The sequence below is a fragment of the Pseudoalteromonas sp. 19-MNA-CIBAN-0066 genome (assembly GCF_040308705.1).
Lineage (GTDB): Bacteria > Pseudomonadota > Gammaproteobacteria > Enterobacterales > Alteromonadaceae > Pseudoalteromonas > Pseudoalteromonas nigrifaciens.
Map to the genome: position 1 here is coordinate 1 of NZ_JBEONZ010000448.1, position 232 is coordinate 232.

Annotated in this window: 1 pseudogene; it reads right to left on the minus strand. The window is 37.5% G+C overall.

Features of this window, described 5'->3' with window-relative positions:
• Positions 1-232: pseudogene (locus AAEZ18_RS19775) on the minus strand (response regulator); the annotation flags it as partial.

A 232-nucleotide genomic window follows, 5' to 3' on the forward strand; every position in this document is an offset into this window, starting at 1 on the left:
CTTTAGTACTTTTGTTTTGCTCTACATTTTGAGTAGTTAACTGCTTAACAATATCTTGAAGGGCTGTACTTATTTGAGCTGCCTGCTCATAACTGCTTTCGCTTCTTTCCATGGTAACAACCTTCTCGTTGGTTACTTCTAATATATGCGGGAACAGATCTTTGTAGCGCCCATACAAAGCATCGTTATCAACTGGCATATTTTTTATCAAAAGGGACACTTTGGGATAATT